Raw genomic sequence first — 18,009 nt, forward strand, 5'->3', positions numbered from 1 at the left:
CTGAAATTTCGTCAGTACAACCTGCCAGAGAGACCTATGAGCGGACAAACCGATACACAGTCTTTGATTTCCTCGTTAGGCGACGTCGTTGGACAAGCCCACTTACTTACCGATAAAGAAAAGAAACAGCCTTATTGTAAAGGGTTTCGTTTCGGTTCCGGTGAAGCTCTGGCCGTGGTCCGCCCGGCAACATTAGTGGAAATCTGGCGGGTACTGACGTTATGTGTGGAAGCGGATGTGGCCGTTATCATGCAGGCAGCCAACACCGGTTTAACCGGCGGGTCAACGCCGGATGGTAAAGATTACGACCGTCCGCTGGTAATCATCAGCACCATGCGTATTGATGATATACAGCTGATTGACGAAGGTAAGCAAATTGTCGGTCTGGCGGGCAGCACACTGTTTGGTCTGGAAGAAAAGCTCGCGCCTTACGGCCGTGAGCCTCATTCGGTGATTGGCTCGTCCTGTATCGGCGCTTCTATTGTCGGCGGGATTTGCAATAACTCCGGCGGTGCGCTGGTTAAACGTGGCCCGGCGTACACCGAAATGTCTCTGTTTGCCCAAATTGATGAGAGTGGCAAGCTGTCGCTGGTCAATAACTTGGGTATTCATCTTGGTGACTCTCCGGAAGAAATCCTGACCAATCTGCAACAGCAGAACTACGCAGCAGACGATGTGGCTTTCCCTGAACTGAGAGCATCAGATAACGAATACGATGAGCGTGTGCGGGATGTCGATTCTGACACGCCTTCACGTTTTAATAATGACGGCCGCCGCTTACATGAAGCCAGTGGCTGTGCGGGTAAACTGGCGGTATTCGCTGTACGCCTTGATACCTTTCCGATTCCGGACAAAAAGCAGGTGTTCTATGTGGGCTCTAATGATGCCGCCATGTTCACCCAAATTCGCCGGGACATTCTTTCTACCTTTAAAAACTTACCGGACTCCGGTGAATATCTGCACCGCGACTGCTACGACGTATCGAAGAAGTACGGTAAAGATATGTTTATCGTCATCAGCAAGCTGGGGGCGAAATTCATCCCTAAGCTGTTTGCCTTTAAACGTAAGTTTGATGCCTTCACTGACAAACTGGGCTTTTTGCCAAACAAAATGTCAGACCGCACCATGCAGTACTTAAGTTATCTGTTCCCCGGCCATTTACCGGCCCGCATGGAAGTGTATCGTGACAAGTACCAGCATCACTGGATTTTAGAAATGAGTAACGACGGTGTAGATGAAGCCCGAGCGTATCTGGATAATTTCTTTAAAACCCATGAAGGCAGCTACTTCGAATGTACGGAAGATGAAGCAGATAAAGCGATACTGCACCGGTTTGTTGCCGGTGGTGCTATCGGCCGCTACCACATTATGAACAGTAAAAATGTGGGTGCGATGATGACTATCGATGTGGCATTACGCCGTAACGATCCCGACTGGTTTGAAGAGCTGCCGGAAGAAATCGATGAGCAGGTTGATACTAAACTCTACTACGGCCACCTGTTTTGCCACGTTATGCACCAGAACTACGTGTTGAAGAAAGGCGCGGATGCAAAAGTGCTGAAAAACAAAATACTGCAGACCTTTGATGCGCGGAATGCTGAGTACCCCGCAGAGCATAACGTGGGGCATGAGTATTTTGCCAAAGACGCACTGAAGTCGTTCTATCGCAAGCTCGACCCGACCAACAGCTTCAACCCGGGGATCGGTAAAACTACCAAACTGAAAAACTGGGCTGAGCACAGCGACAGCTGTTGTGGTGGTCACGATTGATGTGGCCAACCCCGGCGGGCCTGTGTGCTATTTAGCAGGATACTGATTTCTCATCAGGCTTTTAATGTAAGCGACAAGTTCACTTTGCGGGCGTGAAAAAATGGGCTGGATCGGCGTGGGCAGCTCCGGGTTTACTATCATCAGCATCATGCAAGGTGCTAATAATGTGAATAAGGCGTAGACAGGAGTAACGTCATCGTCGGTAGCGTTAAAATCGCTGGCCTCCATCACCATCTTCTTGATGATGCTCGCCCTTGTGTGAGCTTCGTTTACTAACACCGTATTAATCATCGGCGATGGCGTGACAATTTCCCGCGCCCACACTTTTCCGTGCCAGCTTCGCTCTTCCAGTATGTTGGCCACCACATGCTCAATGAGTTCGTCCAGCTTGTCTTGCGCTGTTGCGTGACTCTCATCGAGTGCCTGTAAAAAGTCTAAATGCAGAAAATGTTCTATCGCCGCAGAAAATACCTGCTCATACAGACCATCTTTACCATTAAAATGATAATTGATTGCAGCGGCATTCACGCCTGCTGCACTGCAAATATCCTTGGCTGACGTGTTGTGATAACCCCGTTGAGCGAATAATTCGGCGGCGGCAGCGAAGATGCGCTTTTTCGTTTCTTCACCATCGGCACGGCCCTTTCGGTTTTGCATTTATTTCATCACCAGGTCGCTTATGTAAATTATCAGGCACTTTACCGCTGAACTAGTTGAAATTCAAATTTGAATTTCATATTGTGTTATGTGTTGATGTTTACACAAGTGAATTCTTCTATGAACAAAAAGCTCGCTGTACTCATTGTCGTCGCGGTAGCGGCGGCAGTTTCCGTCTATACGTTTTGGCCTGAACGCGGGGCTGAGCAAACAAAACTGTTCGGGAATGTCGATATCCGCCAGGTGTCTTTATCGTTCACTCAGTCCGAGCGGGTAACAGCTGTGAATGTGGAAGAAGGGGATGTGGTTAAAGCGGGTCAGGTTATTGCCAGACTGGATGATACCGTGCCAAACCTTGAGCTGGCGCAGGCCAATGCGCAAATTGCCGCCCAGGAAGCGTTAGTGGCAAAGTTGCAGGCGGGCTCAAGACCCCAGGAGATTGCACAGGCAAAAGCGGTGGTGGTGCAGCAACAAGCGAATATGGATATTGCATCAGCCCGGCTTAAAAGACTGCATTCAGTTGACAGCAAAACACTGGGTAAAGGCGTAAGCCAACAGGATATTGATGAGGCGAGGGATCAGGTAGTTGCGCTGCAGGCAGCACTTGCACAAGCGAAGGCCAGTTTAGCACTGGTTGAAGAGGGGCCGAGAAAAGAAGACATCGATCAGGCCAGAGCACAGTTACAAGTGCTGGCTTCACAAAAAGCCTTACTGGCTGAACAGGTTAGCCGCACTGTGTTACTCGCCCCCAGTGATGGTGAAGTGCGGGCAAGACTGATGGAACCCGGCGACCTTGCCACCACTCAGCGTCCTGTTATCACGTTGGCGTTAACGTCACCCAAGTGGATACGGGTTTATATTAATGAAACCCAACTGGCGACCACCAGGGTAGGTGAAGCCGTTGATGTTCATGTTGACGGGCTGAATAAAACCATCAAAGGCACTATCAGCTTTATTTCTTCTGTCGCTGAATTTACGCCGAAAAATGTGCAAACAGAGGATTTGCGCACGTCACTGGTTTATGAGGTTAGGGTCAGGGTTGATGATGCTGACAATACCCTTAAGTTGGGGATGCCTGCCACTGTGATGCTTGTTAACAACGGACACTAATCATGAGTGAACCGGTGGTGAGTGCCAGCGCGCTGGTTAAACAATTCAACGGAGACGGTCAGCAAACCGTAGCCCTCAAACAGGTAGATTTCGAAGCAAAGAAAGGGGAACTCACCGCTCTGGTGGGGCCCGATGGTGCAGGAAAAACCACGCTGCTGCGCCTGGTCGCAGGGTTGATGGTTCCTTCTGATGGCAGCTTACGTGTACTTGGCTATAAAACGGCGACAGACGCACAGCAGGTACAAAATTTAATTAGCTACATGCCCCAGCGATTTGGTTTGTATGAAGATTTAAGCGTACAGGAAAATCTGGATTTGTACGCAGACTTACATGGTGTGGATAAAGCAACCCGTGAGGCGCGGTACGAGCGCCTGCTAAGCATGACGAATCTCTCTGCATTCACTTCAAGACCGGCTGGAAACTTGTCGGGCGGCATGAAACAAAAGCTCGGTTTAGCCTGCACGCTGGTGCGCTCTCCGGCGCTTTTACTGCTTGACGAGCCCACTGTTGGCGTTGACCCTCTGTCACGACAAGAGTTATGGAAGATTATCAGTCAACTTGTGGAAGATGAGTCGCTCACGGTTATGGTCAGCACCTCTTACTTAGATGAAGCTGAACGGTGCCATCAGGTGTACCTGCTTAATGAAGGAAACATTCTGGCAAAAGGTACCCCTGAGAAATTAAAGCAGGACGCAGCGGGGCGGTGTTTCGTGGTAACTCCTTCATCAAGCCAAAAGCCGCGGGATTTACAAAGTGCACTGCTTAATAACGAAGAGGACGTAATCGATGCCGTCCCTCAGGGGGGGCGGGTACGCTGCGTGTTACATCAAGACAAAGATATAAAAGCCATCGCGCATCAGGTAAAAGCCGCGCAGTCTGAATCTGTGCCTCCCCGCCTGGAAGATGCGTTTATGATGCATTTGAAGACTCATATTAAACCCGCCGCAGTGGATGTATCCTCATTAGCGCAGCAAAACCAACATACCGGGCAATCTCAAACGCACGGTAAGCCTGTCGTGTCTGTTAACGAGCTGGTTAAACAGTTTGGTGACTTTACGGCAGTTGCCAAAACGTCTTTTGAAGTTTATCCCGGTGATATCTTTGGCTTACTCGGGCCAAATGGTGCGGGAAAAACAACGACTTTCCGGATGCTCTGCGGATTGTTACCCGCCACATCAGGCACGCTGGACGTAGCAGGAAAAAACTTACGAACGGCCGCTGCTGGCGCACGGTCCCGCATTGGTTACGTGTCACAGAAATTCGCGTTGTATGGCAATTTAACCGTTTTTGAAAACCTGCGCTTCTTCGCGGGTGCATACGGGCTGTGGGGAAAGCAGCGAAAACAAGCCATTGACCGGGTGATTTCCCAATTTGATTTAGCCTCTCATGTGCAGCAAAAAAGTGCATCATTACCCGGAGGCTACAAACAGCGGTTAGCCATGGCGGCCAGCCTTATGCACCAGCCCGATATATTGTTTCTCGATGAGCCAACCAGCGGAGCGGACCCGTTAGCCCGCCGGGCTTTTTGGCGACGTATCACGGCACTGTCAAAAACCGGCACGGCCATCATCATTACCACCCACTTTATGGAAGAAGCTGAATACTGCGACAAGATTTTGATTCAGGATGCAGGTAAAAAGCTCGCCATGGGCTCGCCTGAGGAGATACGGGCTGGCATAGACGGCGATTCGGCAATGAGCATGGAAGAGACATTCATCAGTATCATTGCGCAAAGTCGACAAAAACGAGACGGGGATGTCGCTGATGTCAAGTGAGTCCCGTCCTGTTCGCGCCTTTGCTATTCGCTTGTGGGCATTGGTAAAAAAGGAAACCCGGCAATTACTACGTGATAAAAGTAATCTACTGATTGGTATTGGCTTACCCATCGCGCTCATTTTTATTTTTGGCTTTGGCGTTACGCTGGATGTGAAAGATATTCGTTTAGCCGTGGTGACTACCCGGCCTGCGCCAGAGACAAATGATTTCGTTTCAACGATAAGGCTGTCGCCTTATTTCATACCCAGTGAGATGACCTCCTTGAAACAGGCTGAAAAGGCGTTGCGCGCGCGGGATGTTGAAGCCATTGCCATTCTCGATGACACTTTCGCCAGCAAATTAAAAACCGGAAATGCAGACATTCAACTTATCGTGCTGGGCAGCGATGCAACGCGGGCCTCTTCGATAAGTAGCTATTTCTCAACGCTCACCGGTGTGTGGGCGTCAAAGCAGCAAGACCGCCTCGGAGCAAACGCGCATCAATCCGGAGGCGTGACTGTTGTTCCAAGGCTTTGGTTTAACGATGCCAACACCAGCACATGGTTTATTGTGCCCGGGCTTATCGTACTTATCATGACATTGGTGGGCACGTTTCTCACCGCGCTCGTCATGGCCCGCGAGTGGGAGCGGGGCACACTGGAAGCACTTTTTGTTACCCCGGTCCGGCCTGCTGAAATCATTCTGGCTAAAATAATTCCCTATTTTGGTGTCGGTATCATCGGCCTGGTATTGTGCGTGCTGGCGTCGACTTTTCTTTTCCATGTGCCCATTCAGGGCGCGTTTTGGGTATTGGTATTAGGGTCAGTGATATACATGCTGGTGGCATTAGCAATCGGGCTACTTATTTCGGCACTGACGCGCAACCAGTTTCTGGCAAGCCAGATTGCCATTCTCGCCAGCTTCCTGCCCGCGATGATGCTTTCCGGCTTTATTTTCGATTTAGGTAATTTACCCGCCGGCGTTCATGTTATTGGTAGTTTGCTTCCTGCCACGTACTTTATTGAACTGCTGCGAACGGTGTTTCTGGCCGGTAATTTCTGGCCCGTAATTATTAAAGATTTGGTGTTGCTCACAGTGTACGCCGTGGTGTTACTCAGTCTGGCCCGTTTTCTTACTAAAAAGACACTGGATTAAACTATGGGAAGTGTCCGTCACTATTTTTTTCTTATCTTTAATTTGTGCCAGAAAGAATTTCTTTCTGTTTTAAAAGATCCCTCAAGCCGTGTCATTTTGATCATGCCAATCATTATGCAAACATTGCTGTTTGGCTATGCCGCCACATTTGATTTGAAAGAGGTGCCTTATGCCGTGCTCGATCAAAGTGACAGCCAGGCCAGCCACGAGGTACTTCAGAAACTGCAGGGTGCCGGTCTGTTTAATCAGGTGGCTACGCTGTCGGGAAGTACGGAAATTGCTGACGTTATCGGTAATCAAAAGGCGCTGATGGTGGTGTATTTTCCCGCTGACTTTGAAGACAAATTATCCCGCGGGGAAAGTAGCCAGATACAGCTTATTGTCGACGGCCGGAATTCGGCAACAGCTAACGCGGCCCTTGGCAGCTTTAACGCCATTACCATGTCTTACAATGCGGAAAATGATCTTGGGAGGCAGCTTCCTGTGCAGGTGAAAAACCGCGCCTGGTTTAACCCGAATATGGAAACACGCTGGCTTATTTTACCGGGAATGATTGCCGCGCTGAGCATGATTCAAACAATGATGCTTACAGCACTTTCCGTTGCCAGAGAGCGTGAGCAGGGCACATTTGAGCAGTTACTTGTGACACCCAGCCTGCCTTCGCAAATCTTAATCAGCAAAGCGCTGCCGTCGGTGTGTATAGGGCTTATTCAATCTTCGCTGGTGCTGCTTATCAGCCGGTACTGGTTTGAGATCCCCTTTCAGGGGGCGTTAACGACGCTCTATACAGGGTTATTTTTATTTACACTGGCAAGTGTGGGGATCGGTCTGTCTATCTCTGCCGTTTCTCTGAATATGCAGCAAGCCATGCTGTATACCTTCGTTTTACTCATGCCGCTCATGCTGTTGTCGGGTTTTGCCACGCCGCTGACCAACATGCCTGAATTAATGCAGGATATTACCTACATTAATCCACTGCGTTTTTCGGTCAATATTGTCAGGCGTGTTTATCTTGAAGGGGCAACGTTTGCTGACGTTTATCAGGAGATGATCCCGCTGGTTATTATCGCCACCATTACTCTGCCGGTAGCCAGTTGGCTTTTCAGACACAGGACTTCATAAGGACATTCATCATATGAAAGTTTCGCTTATTTCTTTAACGCTCATCACTGCATTGACCATGTCGGGATGCACAAAATTGGGTCCTGAATATGAAAAACCTGAGGTGGCAGTACCGTTGACCTGGCCGTCTTTGCAAGGCATTGATGGTCAAACACAAAACCACGCGGTGTCGCGTTGGTTAAACGACGATAAGACGCTGATGGCGCTTCACAGCATGTTAGAGAAACATAACCAGAGCTTACAGGTGGCTGCACTGAATTTCGCCAGCAGCCGTGTTTACCGGCAGGTAGCCGGAAGCGGTGGCGAGCCGGAGGCAGGCTTTTCAGGCAGTGTAAAAAGGCAGCGGTTGAGTGAAGACGGCAGTATGACGAGATTTATAAAGTTGTCGTCCTCTGGTGAGCAACAGGATGCCCTGACGGATGCTTTGGCATCACCTTTTACCGTTTACTCAACGGGCTTTGATGCCAGTTGGGAACCTGACCTGTGGGGAAAAGTAGCTAATCAGATTGATGCAGCAGATGCTCAGCAGACAATGGCAGAGAGTGAACTGGCTGATTTACGTTTGTCGTTAACGACAGAATTAATGCGCCGGTATGTACAATACCGCGCACAGCAAGCTGTACTGGTATTGCAACAGCAAAAACTGACAAACCTGCATACTCAATTATCTATACAGGAGGCCCTGATTGCTGCAGGGCTGGGCGATGAATCAGAACGTTTAGCGTTAGAAGCACAAACTCATCAATTAAACGCTACGCTGGACGGTCAGCGCAGTGAAGTATATGTGTTAGCCAATCAGCTTTCGCTGCTGGTGGGCGTACAACCGGGTTCCTTGACACCTTTGTTGGAAGCGCCACACGATGCGTTTCATGAGTATGTGCTCTCTACACTCAACGTACCTTCCAGTGTATTAAGTCAGCGCCCGGACATTCGCGCGGCAGAAGCCAAAGTAAGAGCGGCGACCGCAGACATAGGCATTGCAGAAGCGGCGCTGTTCCCACAATTCCAGTTAACAGGTAATGTGGGCATTGAAGCGCTAAGCAGCAGTGCGGTATCCGACTGGTCGTCGCGAACCTGGCAAATTGGCCCGGGCTTTTACTTACCGCTGTTCAACCGGAACCAGCTTCATCGTCAGGTTGAGATCACATCAATTACGCAACAGCAAACCATTGTGCAATATCAACAGCAAGTGTTATCGGCATGGACAGAAGTTGACAGTGCCATTGAGCAGGCCAACAGCGCCGGAAGACAACTGGAGCAAAGTCAGCAAGCGCTGTCCCGCATAACCCAAAGACTTGCACTGACTAAAACAGACGCAGAAGCTGGCCTGACAAGTGAATTGCCTGTTCTGATGGCGCAACGACAATGGTTAGATGCTAAGGTTGGTCACATTCAATCTCAGTTGAATGTGACCTTAAGCCAGCTTAGCGTGTACAAAGCGACGGGAGGCCCGGGCATGCATTAGTGCAACGCCTTTAATCCGCTTCCAGCGTAAGCGTTGCGCCACTCACATCTTCCTGCAGATGGTGGCGGCTGTTTAACTGGAACAGGCGGTTGGCATCTATAGCGGCATCGTTGATCAGATAACGTTTTACTGCTTTTGCGCGCATGTCTGCCAGTGCTGCCAGCTGGCCCGGGGAAATGTCGATATTACTGCGCACAGAGTTGTACATGGCAATGTGCAATGCCCGTTGAACCCGGATTTCGTCTACCTCAGGAGGTGTCTGTTCCGTTTGCTCAGAGTCACCTTTTTCATTCGTTGACGGCGTAAGCTGAGCGATGATTTTAGCCCGTTCTTCTTCCACAGTGATCCCCAACGTCTCCGTAAAAGCCTGTTTAAGTGCATCAGATAACGGGCCTTCGACGGGATAACTGCTGGCAGTCAGGTTCGCTGGCAGTGCGACGGCACCGGACAAGCTCAGCAGTCTGTCCTGTAAGGTTTTTTCTGCCAGAACACCAGCGTCGGTTACCGCATTCACTGTCCCTTCTATATTCAGTCGCAGGCCGGGACGCTTTTTCAGCGCTTTTGCCAGAGTAGTTAATGTGGCTGTGGCTTCATCATCAAGCTCGCTGCTACCGGCAGCAAAAGACACCTCGTTGAGGGTATCGTCACTGCCCGCTAAGCTGGCAAGGAAAGAGAAGGGCGCGGTAACGGCTTTGGTGATGAGGTTGCCAATGGCATTGAGGATAATCGAGCCAAAGCTGAAGTCCGGGCTGTCTACATCACCGGAGACTTCCAGGCCTAAATCAATCACACCGTTGCGGTCCTGTAACAACGCGACGGCAAGCCCGAGAGGAAGACTTAAGGCTTGCTCAGAGTCACTTTTCTGACCAAGCGTTAGCTGGTCGATGACTACGTGGTTTTCGCCTTCCAGCGCATCACCCTGAAGCTTATATTGTACATCCAGCGACAGCAGCCCTTTGTCAATGTAATACCCCATGTAGGTGCCGGAATACGGGTTCACTGAAGTCAGCTCAGCACCGCTTACCGAGAACATCAAATCAAGATTCAGGGCGTCTCTGAACGGGTCAATATTGCCTTTGAGAGATACCGGCGCATAGTTATCGATTTTGCCCGCTATATCTACGGCAGCCGCTTTTCCTGATACAGAGTCCAGCTGGCTGACAGTACCGTTTAACGATTCTATTCCTGAAGCAAAGCGGGGTGTCAGAGAGTTATCGGCAAAGTAGGCGTTACCGTTCTCAATGCTGATATGATTAACCGTTATAGCCAGTTGTGATTTTTCATCTGCTGCATTCTCCGGCGTGTCACCTTCCTTGTGTTCTGCACCCTCTACCTGCGCAGACTCTTCCTGCACGGCCTGTTCGCTTGCAGCGCCAGAGTCTTCTGTTGCCGGAGGGCGGCTCACAATAATATCGCTGATATTGGTGTGTTTGTTTTCGTCAATAACCAGCTTCGCAAACGGCTCACTCAACACCACATTATCAATGCTCAAGGTATTTGCCTTTTTACTGAATGCAAGGTTGGCGATATCAAGGGCCTTCCATTTAAGTAATGGCGCTTTCTTTTGTGTGTCCATAATGGCAAGGTCAGCAAGACTGACAGAAGCGTTAATGTCTGCTGTGCCTGATGTGTCAGCAGTGAAACTGGACTGCGTGCTGAGGCGTCCGCTTTCCATTACCACATTCGCATAAGGCGAGATATATTGTTGCAGCGGCGCGAGAAGGAAATTATCCAGCGTCAGTGCACCTTTCACCTGCTGTGCCGTTACATCGATATCGCCTTCAGACCGGAGCGTGCCGGTGGCTTCACTAGCAAAACCCTCAGCATTGCCGCTGGTGGACAGGGCTAAGTTATAATGAACCGGTGAGGTAAACTGACTGTCAACCGGACCTGTTGTCAGGTTTATATTGAAAACCCGCCAGAACATATTGTCAGCAATGGCTTTCTCGTTCAGTGCGACTTCACCGCCGGTAAATTCAAAGGCATTTAATACAACATGCCAGCCTGATTCTTCCTCGCTGGCCGGCGTTTGAGCAGATGTGCTGCCCGTTGAAGACGCCGTGTTTGCTGGTGTTGTGTTTGGTGTTTCTGTCTCAGGTGACGCTGTGTTTGGTAAAAGGTATCGCTGTAAATCCAGGCCATCATCATCGAACAGGGCATTTACCTGCATGTCTGCTACAGCAATCTTATCAACGCTGACAGACTTATCCGCAAGGCTTGCCTCTATGCCGTCGACGGCAAGTTCCGGTAAGGTTATCTTCGGCTCGTCCTGATGGGAAAGGGTAAGAGAATGTAATCCGAAACTGCCGTCTTTCACGGTCACATTCAGTGACGCATTGTCCTCGAATAAGGAAAACGCCAGCGCCAAATCAACACGGCCGTCTGTCAGTTCAACATCTATTATGTCGTTTGAAAGTGGCCACAGGGGGGCCAGTGCAATGTCCGACAAACGGATGTCGCTGTTAAACATCAGCGGTGAAAGCTGAAAATCACCCTTAAGATTGACTTTGCCGCCCTCTGCCGTGTTTAGCTGAAAGGCGTAAGCGTTGTCAGTTTCACGGCTTGCGGTTTCGCTGCTTTTTGATTCGGGGCCATTTGCTGATTTGCTGGGCTGTTCAGTGATAGTGGCCAGTGTATCCAGTCCGGTAAGCGTGATATCCAGCTCAGGGTAATCCAGCCGGGCACCGGTGACTGCGTCGCTAAGTAAAATGTGGCCATTTTGCAGTGTAAAATGATTCAGCCTGATGTGTGGAATACCAGCCTGTTCCTCCGGGGCTGTTTCAGGCTCTTCCGGTTGCGCATTCTTTGCCAGCGTATCGATGATGTCAGAGACGTTCAGCCGTGTATTTTCTCCGCCAGTTAAGCGATGTAATTGCACGTAGGGTGCATGCAAGGCAATATTTTCAACAGTGGGAGTAAAGCTGGTCAGCGTTTGCCAGAAACCCAGATCGACGGTCAGTGCCTGTAAGGCAAAGAAGTTTTCGTCGCGCTCAGCTTCTTTTATGCTGAAGTCACTGACTTCAGCCCGCAATAAAAACGGGTTCACTGAGATGTCTTTAACGGTGACTTCCCGCCCCAGCATGTCAGTGAGTTTATCCGGCACGGTGGCCTTCAGCACTGCAGGTAATACTACCCCCGCCAGTAGCGCGTAAGTGAGATAAATTAACAAAAAGTAAACGGAGAAACGAAGCCACAGGGGTTTACGGCTGAAAGAAGAGATCCGGTTCTTTGAATGCATGTTTAACTATTAAATGAGAAGCCGGCAGACAGACCAGCAACAATGATGTTGCCGGTCTGCTCTGCATGAATGAGAGGTTTTACCCTAAAGGGCGGAGAGCAAATTATCCAGTCCTGATTGGAAAATAGACTGGGTTTCGGTGTTATTTTCACTCTTGAAATAGCTGCTGGCCTGAGAGACAAAGCTGCTGATCATTTCCGGCGTCAGACCCAGTGCTTCAAACTGCTGCTTCAGATCGTTGATGGATTTTGCCGTGCTGCTGTACTCAGACGCTTTATTCAGCAAGCCGGACAAGGCATCAGACTTTGAAGATGAAGAACCGGATGTTTCCGGTACGCTGGATAATAACCCTTCCAGGCCAGGAATGTTGCCGGCAAGTTCACTGTAATCCGTACCAGAAAGGTTCCCTTTTACATAATTAAACAGAGAAGCCAGTCCGCCTTCCGATTGCGCTTCAGTTACACCTAAATTGCTGCTGACTGAGCTGATTAAACCTGATAAATCTACTGATTCAGACGCGCTGGCCGTTGCGGATTCTGTGGTTTCCGTCTTAGTAAGCGCCTTCTTTAAATCCTGCAATGATGATGCAGCATTTACAGGGGCCGATAATATAAATCCCAGTGCAGCCAGAGCGGCAACAGATTGTACTTTCATAAAAACTCCGGAGTCACCCTGTGAGGGTGTAATAGTGAAAAGTATGACAGGAGCAGGGGGACAGACACAAGGTCCGGCTTCAGAGACGCTAACTAATGAGGGATCACGTTAACACTGAAGCATTGCCCGTTGATTGTTGAGGCAACCTTAACGGGCAATGCGGGCTAATGCAAATGCTTTTACAAAGCAGGGCTGGCAGGCGTGCCGGTACGCAGCGCTTTGGCAAAAAACTGCGTTACACCATTGGTCCAGCCGAAGCCATGTTGTACTTCGTATTCGCCGCCGCTGGCAGAGATGGCAATGTCTTCCACATTGTATTTCTCCATCAGCGTATGGTTGGCTTTGTAGTAGGTATCCACCGTATTTAACCAGCGGGACATCACTTCAACTGCCAGCTTGTTGTGTTCATATGACTGTAATCCCTGTACCGCAAACCACTGAAGCGGCTCCCTGCGAAGGAATATTCCCGTCAACGTCGTACCGTCATAGGCCACCGCTGCATTTCCGAAGGCTGCCGGCATTAACCCTGACAGAAGATTAAACTGTTCATATTGGTGTGTGCAGTGAAAACCTGCGTCGTTTTTGTTTACGGGATCAGTGAATAGGTAACGGCCTTTTGACCGCCAGGGCAGCTCAAACGATAAAGTCACCCTTACACCGGCACAGCAGTACTTTTCCTGGGGGATTTCAGCACAAAAGAGGAATGCACGCCGCTGACGCCTTCTACACGGGTGAGTTTATTAAGCAGGAATTGCTGAAAGTCATCCATGTCTTTTACGATGACTTTTAACAGATAATCTGCAGACTGACCGGTGATCAAATGGCTTTCGAGTACTTCAGGAAAGGTGGCAATAGCATTATCGAACTTCTCGAATCGTTCGGGGGTGTGCTTGTCCATGACGATCTGAATAAACGACACCAGGGTCAGTCCCAATTTTCGTGCATTAACCAGCGCAACATAGCCGTCAATAAAGCCGCTGTCTTCCAGTTGCTTTACCCGCCTCAGGCAGGGGGAAGGAGAAAGGTTGACGGCTTCAGCCAGTTCCTGATTTGAAATACGACCGTGTTTTTGCAACGTTTCCAGTATTTGTCTGTCAGTCTTGTCTAATTCCACTTTCGCTCTCCTGTCTGGCATTAAAAGTCATTGAAGTGACAATTTGAGCTATATTATTGCTTCAAGGGTGTGAAGTAAGCAAGTGATGGCAATCCTCTGCCAACAGATATCGCGTACACTACGTGAACCGTTATACATCCCGGAGTCTTCGTTTCATGCTTACTCATCCTCATACCAAATATCAGCGATTCATTGGCGTATCCTTACCTGAACGTCAGTGGCCAAATAAAGCCATTACACAGGCACCTGTCTGGATGAGTACAGACCTCCGCGATGGGAATCAAGCGCTTATCGACCCGATGTCGATTGAAACCAAATTGCGTTTCTTCAAAAAGCTGGTGTCCATCGGTTTTAAACAAATCGAAGTGGGTTTTCCATCGGCATCAGATATCGATTTTCAATTTGTCAGGCTACTGATTGAAGGCAACCATATTCCTGATGACGTCACCATAGAAGTGCTGACTCAGGCCCGCTATGAATTGATTGAGCGCACTGTTGAAAGCTTACGGGGCGCCCGCAATGCTATTTTACACATGTACAATCCCCTTGCGCCGGACTTCCGTGAGATTGTGTACAACACTGATAAAGCTGGGGTGAAAGACATCGCCCTGACCGGTACCCGCTGGGTGAAGGAACTGACCGCCGGCGCACCGGAAGTGAACTGGACTTATCAGTATTCCCCAGAGGTGTTTTCCAGTACCGAAATCGACTTTGTTAAAGAGGTCGTGGATGAGGTGGTGGACATCTGGCAGCCAACCACAGAGAACAAAATCATTATCAACTTACCGGCGACGGTGGAAATGAATACGCCGAATACCTATGCCGACCAGATTGAGTGGATGCACCGCAACCTGAATCGGCGGGATTGTATTGTGTTAAGTGTGCACCCGCACAACGACCGGGGTACCGCTGTGGCGGCTGCTGAACTGGCATTAATGGCGGGAGCTGACCGTATCGAAGGCTGCCTGTTCGGCAATGGCGAACGTACCGGTAATGTGGATATTGTGACTCTGGCAATGAACATGTATTCCCAGGGCGTGTCACCGGAACTGGATTTCTCTGATATCGATCAGGTCCGTAAGCTGGTGGAAGAGTGCAATCAGTTGCCTGTGCATCCCCGTCATCCTTATGCCGGTGAACTGGTTTACACCGCTTTTTCCGGTTCACATCAGGACGCTATCAAAAAAGGGATGGCGGTGCAGAGTAAAGACGGCCGCTGGCGTGTACCTTATTTGCCCATCGATCCGGCAGATGTGGGGCGCGGATTTGAAGCGGTTGTCCGCGTAAACAGCCAATCCGGTAAAGGCGGTGTGGCCTTCCTGCTCGAACAGGAAGCGAATCTGCAACTGCCGCGAAAACTGCAAATTGAATTCAGCCGTACTGTGCAGCGTGAAAACGACAGCACCGGCAAAGAAATGTCGGCAAAACGTATGAAAGAAGTCTTTGAGCAGGAATATTTCGATGCCGCAACGCCTTTCGCCTATACCGGCAGCACGATTACGTCGGTGGCAAGCGGTGAGCAATCGGTGAGTATTCAGTTTGCCCTGAATAACGAAGTTTACACTATAGGGGGCACCGGTAACGGTCCGGTTGAAGCGGCGGCCAATGCCCTGAGCACTTTCCTGAATAAAAAAGTGGAAGTGGCAGATTATCACGAGCACGCGGTGGGTGAAGGTGCAGGCGTAAAAGCCGTGTGCTACATCGAAGTGAAATTGGAAGGGGCTGATTCCACCTTCGGCTGTGCCAGCGACAGCAATATCATCACTGCCGCGATTAAAGCGCTGTTGTCAGGGGTTAACCGGTTGATGTGATGCTGGCATATAAAGCCATAATTAGTAGGGATGCGGACAAGAAGAACATCAGTCCGCTTTCTTGCTTATGAATCTTTTTCGGTTTCTTTGTTATGCCAGATGCGCAAAATGTAGATGAGTCCGGACGATTTTATTTGGTAGCGAATCGTGTAATTGCCAATATAGATATCTCTGAAACATTCTGGTGAAGGGCTTGCCAGAACCGGTAAACCTATTTCCGGAAAGTGCTTTAACCGTTACGCTGCGTCCTGAATTTCAATTGCAATTTTTCTTGCCGCTAACGGGCTTTTTAATACGACGAAGTCGTGTAAACGTTTCAAATCATCCACCGCTTGCGGCGTATACTGAAGTTTCATATTGAAGGCGTTTTTTTCAGTTTGTCTGAACCCCAGCTATTGAGCCATGCATTCACTTCTGAATCATCAATCAGCTCCCCCCTGTTGACTGACTCTATTGCTTCCAGAGTTTCTTCCCATCGGGCGTCATCAACAGCTTGCCTGGCAATGAACTCTCTCACCGCCTGATTGATAAGGTAGCTTTTACTTCGATCCAGCTTTTTCGCAAGAGAATCCAGTGGCTTCTCTATATCGTCATTGAGACGGACACTCGTAATACTCATAAGTTATCTCCAAAGATTTTGTATTACAGCGTAGTACATCATGTTAAAAAGAGTCCACACATGCTTTATTTGTCGAAAAAATGCCCGCAAAAAAGGCGACAACCGTCGCCTTTCTATACATTTTTATTAATCGTCCGCGCCCGTTACTTCGCCATTAACTGCTCTTCTGATGTAACCTTTTCAGAACCGTCAGAATGGGCAACCCGTGTAGGGTGAGATTTGATGTCGAACAACCCGTAGCCGGCGACCAGCAGGAAGCAGATGGCCGGTACGATATATGACACAACGATGCCGGATGAATCGATAAGTGCAGCCTGGAACAGTGGCAGAATTGCACCGCCGAGGATGGCCATGACCAGACCAGCCGCGCCCAGTTTGGTGTCTTCGCCCAGTCCGTCCAGTGCGATACCGTAAATCGTCGGGAACATTAAAGACAAACAGGCAGAGATTGATACCAGTGAAATGACGCCGATGAAATCCGGTGACTGAGTCATGATGATGCACAGGCCTGCGGCAACTAATGACATGATCATCAGCAGGCGGGCAGGGTAAAGGAACTGCATCAGCCAGGTCATGACAAACCGGGAGATCAGAAACACAATCATGCTGTACTGCAGAATTTGTCCGCCATCTACTTCATTACCGCCCACGGCCTTCATGGCGTACTGAATTGTGAAAGTCCAGACGCAGGTTTGCGCGCCTACATTAAAGAACTGAGCCAGCACACCTAAACGATAGTGGCGGTTACCCAGCAAACGTTTCAGTGACGCGCCCAGCTGCACATTTTCACTGCGGGATTCTGTGGATTCATTTACCGGCGTTTTAATACATGCAATGGCAATCCATACCAGCACCAGCACGCAGGCCATGCCTACGTAAGGCAACATAACGGCGTCGAGCTCAGCACCAATGACTGATTTCAATTCTGCAACCGACATGGCCGCCCGCTCTTCCGCTGAGGCCTGATTAAGGTTGGGTAAGATTAGGGTTGCCGCCAGGAAAACCCCTAAGTTTGTGCCCACAGGGTTAAACGCCTGGGCCAGGTTTAAGCGTCGGGTTGCGCTTTTTTCGCATCCCATGGCCATAACATAAGGGTTAGCAGAGGTTTCCAGAATCGACAGACCGCCGGCGAGAACAAACAGCGCCGCCAGAAAGAAACCGTAAGTCATGGTCTGGCTGGCGGGGTAGAACAGAAATGCGCCGGTGGCAGCACAGCCCAGGCCTGTTAACACACCTGTTTTGTAGGAAAACCGTTTGTTAATGAATGCTGCGGGAATTGCCAGGCAAAAGTAAGCGCCGTAATATGCGAACTGCACCAGTGCAGACTGTAATGACGACATGGTAAATATTTTACTGAATACCTTTACCAGCGGGTCCGTCATGTTGGCGGCAACGCCCCAGGCTGCAAAGCAGATGGTGAGCAAAATGAATGGGACAAGCGTTTCTTTAGAAACCAGTGGCGCGCGTTTTTGCACGGTCATTCCTCAGCATGTAAACAATTAGTTAAGCGATTTAAACAACAAAAATTTTATGTGTCAA

General features: G+C 49.6%; 14 protein-coding genes and 1 pseudogene. 7 read left to right on the forward strand and 8 right to left on the reverse strand.

Annotation, left to right across the window (positions count from 1 at the left end):
* Nucleotides 1–36 precede the first annotated feature (36 nt).
* Complete coding sequence (gene dld / locus ACXAGR_RS00225; protein WP_474847404.1) at nt 37–1,770, forward strand: D-lactate dehydrogenase; 1,734 nt, start codon at nt 37–39, stop codon at nt 1,768–1,770.
* A gap of 27 nt (nt 1,771–1,797) precedes the next feature.
* Here dld and ACXAGR_RS00230 read toward each other — a convergent pair whose 3' ends face one another.
* Nucleotides 1,798–2,427 (reverse strand): CerR family C-terminal domain-containing protein, encoded by a 630-nt coding sequence (locus ACXAGR_RS00230; protein WP_474843382.1) that lies wholly within the window; start codon nt 2,425–2,427, stop codon nt 1,798–1,800.
* Between the two features lie 120 nt (nt 2,428–2,547).
* Between ACXAGR_RS00230 and ACXAGR_RS00235 the strand changes: the two genes are divergently transcribed.
* From ACXAGR_RS00235 to ACXAGR_RS00255, 5 genes are read left to right on the forward strand one after another with little or no spacing between them, the layout of a single operon-like run.
* Nucleotides 2,548–3,537 (forward strand): HlyD family secretion protein, encoded by a 990-nt coding sequence (locus tag ACXAGR_RS00235; RefSeq protein ID WP_474847406.1) that lies wholly within the window; start codon nt 2,548–2,550, stop codon nt 3,535–3,537.
* A 2-nt stretch (nt 3,538–3,539) separates the two neighbouring features.
* Entirely contained in the window at nt 3,540–5,312 is a 1,773-nt protein-coding gene (locus tag ACXAGR_RS00240) for an ATP-binding cassette domain-containing protein (RefSeq protein WP_474847408.1), read from the forward strand.
* Nucleotides 5,302–6,447, forward strand: coding sequence for an ABC transporter permease (locus tag ACXAGR_RS00245; protein WP_474847410.1), 1,146 nt, complete (start codon nt 5,302–5,304; stop codon nt 6,445–6,447). The genes ACXAGR_RS00240 and ACXAGR_RS00245 overlap by 11 nt, the downstream gene beginning before the upstream one ends.
* A gap of 3 nt (nt 6,448–6,450) precedes the next feature.
* Nucleotides 6,451–7,569 (forward strand): ABC transporter permease, encoded by a 1,119-nt coding sequence (locus tag ACXAGR_RS00250; protein ID WP_474847412.1) that lies wholly within the window; start codon nt 6,451–6,453, stop codon nt 7,567–7,569.
* A gap of 13 nt (nt 7,570–7,582) precedes the next feature.
* Nucleotides 7,583–9,034: an efflux transporter outer membrane subunit gene (locus tag ACXAGR_RS00255; RefSeq protein ID WP_474847414.1), complete on the forward strand. Its 1,452-nt coding sequence runs from the start codon at nt 7,583–7,585 to the stop codon at nt 9,032–9,034.
* A 10-nt stretch (nt 9,035–9,044) separates the two neighbouring features.
* On the opposite strand, the gene ACXAGR_RS00260 is transcribed toward ACXAGR_RS00255, so the two are convergent.
* The 4 genes from ACXAGR_RS00260 to ACXAGR_RS00275 all read right to left on the reverse strand — a co-directional run bounded on the left by ACXAGR_RS00260 (nt 9,045) and on the right by ACXAGR_RS00275 (nt 14,040).
* Nucleotides 9,045–12,272 carry a DUF748 domain-containing protein gene (locus tag ACXAGR_RS00260; protein ID WP_474847416.1) on the reverse strand — a complete coding sequence of 1,076 codons (3,228 nt, stop codon included), beginning with the start codon at nt 12,270–12,272 and terminating at the stop codon, nt 9,045–9,047.
* Between the two features lie 84 nt (nt 12,273–12,356).
* Nucleotides 12,357–12,926, reverse strand: a complete 570-nt coding sequence (locus tag ACXAGR_RS00265; protein WP_119502450.1) for a DUF2780 domain-containing protein — start codon at nt 12,924–12,926, stop codon at nt 12,357–12,359.
* Nucleotides 12,927–13,105: 179 nt separating this feature from the next.
* Complete coding sequence (locus ACXAGR_RS00270) at nt 13,106–13,576, reverse strand: trehalase family glycosidase (RefSeq protein ID WP_474847418.1); 471 nt, start codon at nt 13,574–13,576, stop codon at nt 13,106–13,108.
* A 2-nt stretch (nt 13,577–13,578) separates the two neighbouring features.
* Nucleotides 13,579–14,040 (reverse strand): Lrp/AsnC family transcriptional regulator, encoded by a 462-nt coding sequence (locus tag ACXAGR_RS00275; protein WP_119502445.1) that lies wholly within the window; start codon nt 14,038–14,040, stop codon nt 13,579–13,581.
* Nucleotides 14,041–14,195: 155 nt separating this feature from the next.
* Here ACXAGR_RS00275 and leuA point away from each other — a divergent pair, with 155 nt between their 5' ends.
* On the forward strand, nt 14,196–15,851 hold the full coding sequence (leuA, locus tag ACXAGR_RS00280) for a 2-isopropylmalate synthase (RefSeq protein WP_474847420.1): 1,656 nt from the start codon (nt 14,196–14,198) through the stop codon (nt 15,849–15,851).
* A gap of 65 nt (nt 15,852–15,916) precedes the next feature.
* Here the strand turns inward: leuA and ACXAGR_RS00285 are convergent.
* The 3 genes and pseudogenes from ACXAGR_RS00285 to fucP all read right to left on the reverse strand — a co-directional run.
* Nucleotides 15,917–16,072 (reverse strand): annotated as a pseudogene (locus ACXAGR_RS00285) (type II toxin-antitoxin system RelE/ParE family toxin); the annotation flags it as partial.
* Nucleotides 16,073–16,203: 131 nt separating this feature from the next.
* A complete protein-coding gene (locus ACXAGR_RS00290) occupies nt 16,204–16,470 on the reverse strand; it encodes a CopG family ribbon-helix-helix protein (protein ID WP_119502442.1) in 267 nt (88 codons plus the stop codon).
* Between the two features lie 143 nt (nt 16,471–16,613).
* Nucleotides 16,614–17,945 carry an L-fucose:H+ symporter permease gene (gene fucP / locus ACXAGR_RS00295; protein ID WP_474843362.1) on the reverse strand — a complete coding sequence of 444 codons (1,332 nt, stop codon included), beginning with the start codon at nt 17,943–17,945 and terminating at the stop codon, nt 16,614–16,616.
* Between the last annotated feature and the right edge of the window lie 64 nt (nt 17,946–18,009).

It is taken from the genome of Alteromonas sp. ABH4_457, from assembly GCF_056160625.1.